This is a genomic window from bacterium (genome assembly GCA_040755795.1).
In the GTDB taxonomy this organism is placed as follows: Bacteria; UBA9089; CG2-30-40-21; order CG2-30-40-21; family SBAY01; genus JBFLXS01.
Genome location: JBFLXS010000453.1, coordinates 1 through 2,990, shown reverse-complemented (window position 1 = coordinate 2,990; position 2,990 = coordinate 1). Strand labels below are relative to the sequence as shown.

The window sequence follows — 2,990 nt, the reverse complement described above, 5'->3', positions numbered from 1 at the left end:
ACCGATAACCTGATAACCGATAACTTTCTAAACATAGCAAAGCAAACTTAACAAAGCAATAGGTTGTTCACCACCTTATTTTCCTTCCTTTGAGTCCTTTGCGAAATCTTCCTTTGCGCTCTTTGCGGTTAAATCTTTATACCTTTAAAAAACTTGAACATTGAGTATTAGAGATTAGAGATTAGAGAATTAGTGAATTAGAACCTGCACTCTTGCTAATCTCTAATCTCCAATCTCTATTTTCATCATCCTTTGTGCCCTGCAGGGGCATGAGCGTTTCTCCTGATCAGACAAGTTGGTCTAACTTATTCGATTAGTCTGACTTCTTTATTTTCTCTCAAATAATTTTCTATCCCTGCAATAATCTTTAACGGGAGTTGTGGGTCAACGAAATTTGCCGTGCCAACTGCGACTGCGGTTGCTCCAGCAATGATGAATTCTAAGGCATCGGTGGTGTTCATAATTCCGCCCTGACCAATAATGGGGACATGGACGACCTTTGCGACCTCAAAGACCATTCGGAGTGCAATTGGTTTGATTGCCGGCCCGGACAACCCACCAGTAATATTAGCCAGAACAGGTTTTCGGGTATTAACATCAATCGCCATCCCCAGGATAGTATTGATTAAAGAGATGGCATCTGTGCCCGCATCTTCGGCGGCTCTGGCAATTACTTTTATATCCGTAACATTTGGAGATAGCTTGGTAATTAATGGAACTTTGCTCACCTGACGAACATTGCTTACCACTTGATATGTCAGGGAGGCATCCTGCCCAAATTCCAATCCCCCTTTTGCTACATTCGGACAGGAAATGTTAATCTCCAAACCATCTACTAATCCATCTAACCTTCTGGCTAATTCAACATATTCCTCAACCGTCTTCCCGGCAATATTGGCAATCAGCGGGGTATCGAATTGCCGCAGGTAGGGTAATTTTTCCTTGATGAATTTTTCTACCCCGACATTTTCTAAACCAATGGCATTAAGCATTCCGCAGGGAGTTTCTACAATGCGAGGTGGAGGATTACCCTGGCGTGGGGCTAATGTAATTCCTTTACTCACAATTGCCCCAAGTTTATTTAAATCAATCAATTGAGCGTATTCCTCGCCATATCCAAAGGTGCCGGAGGCAACCATCACTGGATTTTTCATCTTTATACTGGCAATATTTACTGTTAAATCAGGGTTCATTCTTTCTCCTGAAAATAAGGAAGTAGAAAGTAGAGAGTAGAAAGTAAAGAAAACATCACTCCTCACGCCTATCTCCTACCACTATTTTCATCCTCCTTTGTGCCCACTCCCTGTGGGCATGAGCGTTTCTCCAATTCCTATCCTTATGAAAAAAATAGTTCAAACCTTATTTCTTCAATTCTGAACCTTCCCGAATAATCGCGACCGTTCAGGTGGTAATTTACCGCAGAGACGCAGAGGAACAGAGAAGACATAGAAATAAAGTAACTATTCAGCCATTGATTAACACGGATTAGCACGGATAAAAAAATAAAATCAGTGTTTCATCTATGTCCATCTGTGGCTGAATAGTTACCAATAGATTTTAATTTTTTTTCTCTGCGTCTCTGTGTCTCTGCGGTGAACAGTTACGAATAATCGCATCAAGCATAAGTGCTACTCGCCTGACAGATTTAACATCATGCACGCGAAGGATATTTGCTCCATTTAATATCGAAATTGCCACTGTCGCCAGAGTCCCTTCTAATCGCTCTTCAACCGGTAAGTCCAGGATTTTACCAATAAACGATTTTCGTGAAGTGCCAATTAAAATTGGTAAGCCAGGACTTTTGAATTCTCTTAATCTTCTTAAAATCTGTAGATTATGCTCCACGGTCTTCCCAAATCCTATTCCCGGGTCGATAATAATCTTTTCTTTATCTATTCCAGAATCTTGAGCAAATTTAACTCTTTCTCTAAGATAAAGTATAATTTCAGAAACGACACATTTATATTGAGGGTTTTCCTGCATATTTTGTGGTGTGCCTTGAATATGCATCAAAACTACAGGGACTTTATATTCAGCGACTACCTTTGCCATATTCATATCAAATTTTAAGGCACTAATATCATTAATGATATGTGCCCCTTCATCCAAACAGGCTTTTGCGACCTCTGATTTATATGTATCTATGGAGAGCGGTAAATCAATATTTTCTTTAATAAGCCTTTTTACGATTGGTATGAGTCTTTCTAATTCTTCTTTTACCGAAGACGGTTTGGCTCCCGGGCGTGTAGATTCCCCACCAATATCAATTATATCCGCCCCTTCTTCCTTCATCTCAAATGCCCTTTTAATAGCCTTTTCAGGTTCATCATATTGTCCACCATCTGAAAAAGAATCCGGCGTTACATTCAAAATACCCATAATAAAGGTTCTTTGGGCAAGGTTAAATTGGTATTTTCCACAGACTAATTTGAAGTCATCCTTAATAAAATTATTTAATACCTCTTCAATCTTATCGGCGAGGTTAGATAATCCAAAATATTGGGATTGAAGTTTGCTGATTAATCTTTGATAATGTTTTAAGCTACCTATGAGCAGGACATCTGTGGTTTTGCAGTTGAGAGAGATGGCGTCTTTAGTTAGAGCCGCCTCACCGCCGATGGAAAGCATTTCTTGTTTAAAGATAAGGGCAGGTTTTAGAGCAACATCTTCTAATTTTATCACCCGGCATACTGCTTTTTTCGCCATTAAATCAATTCCTTTAGGGTCAACACTTATCTTTTTCATCTCATCACAGATTTGTTTTTCATTATAGATTTCTAAAACTCTGATTTTATAATCATTCATTTCGTTATCACCTCATAGAGGGTAGTTCAGGGTGTAACCGTTCACCGCAGAGACACACAGACGCAGAGAAGAAAATTAAAATTTATGGACGATACGCTTAATCCCATCCTTGAGGATATATATTTCGTAACATTTTAGCCATCTGAAGTGAAATTCAGGTAATCAGTTATCGGTCATCAGGTTAT

The 2,990-nt window shown here is 39.2% G+C and carries 2 protein-coding genes; both read right to left on the bottom strand.

What is annotated here, in order from left to right:
* Window positions 1-305: 305 nt before the first annotated feature.
* Window positions 306-1,193, bottom strand: coding sequence for a dihydroorotate dehydrogenase (locus tag AB1414_18205; GenBank protein ID MEW6609348.1), 888 nt, complete (start codon window positions 1,191-1,193; stop codon window positions 306-308).
* Window positions 1,194-1,557: 364 nt separating this feature from the next.
* Window positions 1,558-2,805, bottom strand: a complete 1,248-nt coding sequence (gene folP, locus AB1414_18200; protein ID MEW6609347.1) for a dihydropteroate synthase — start codon at window positions 2,803-2,805, stop codon at window positions 1,558-1,560.
* Window positions 2,806-2,990: the final 185 nt, after the last annotated feature.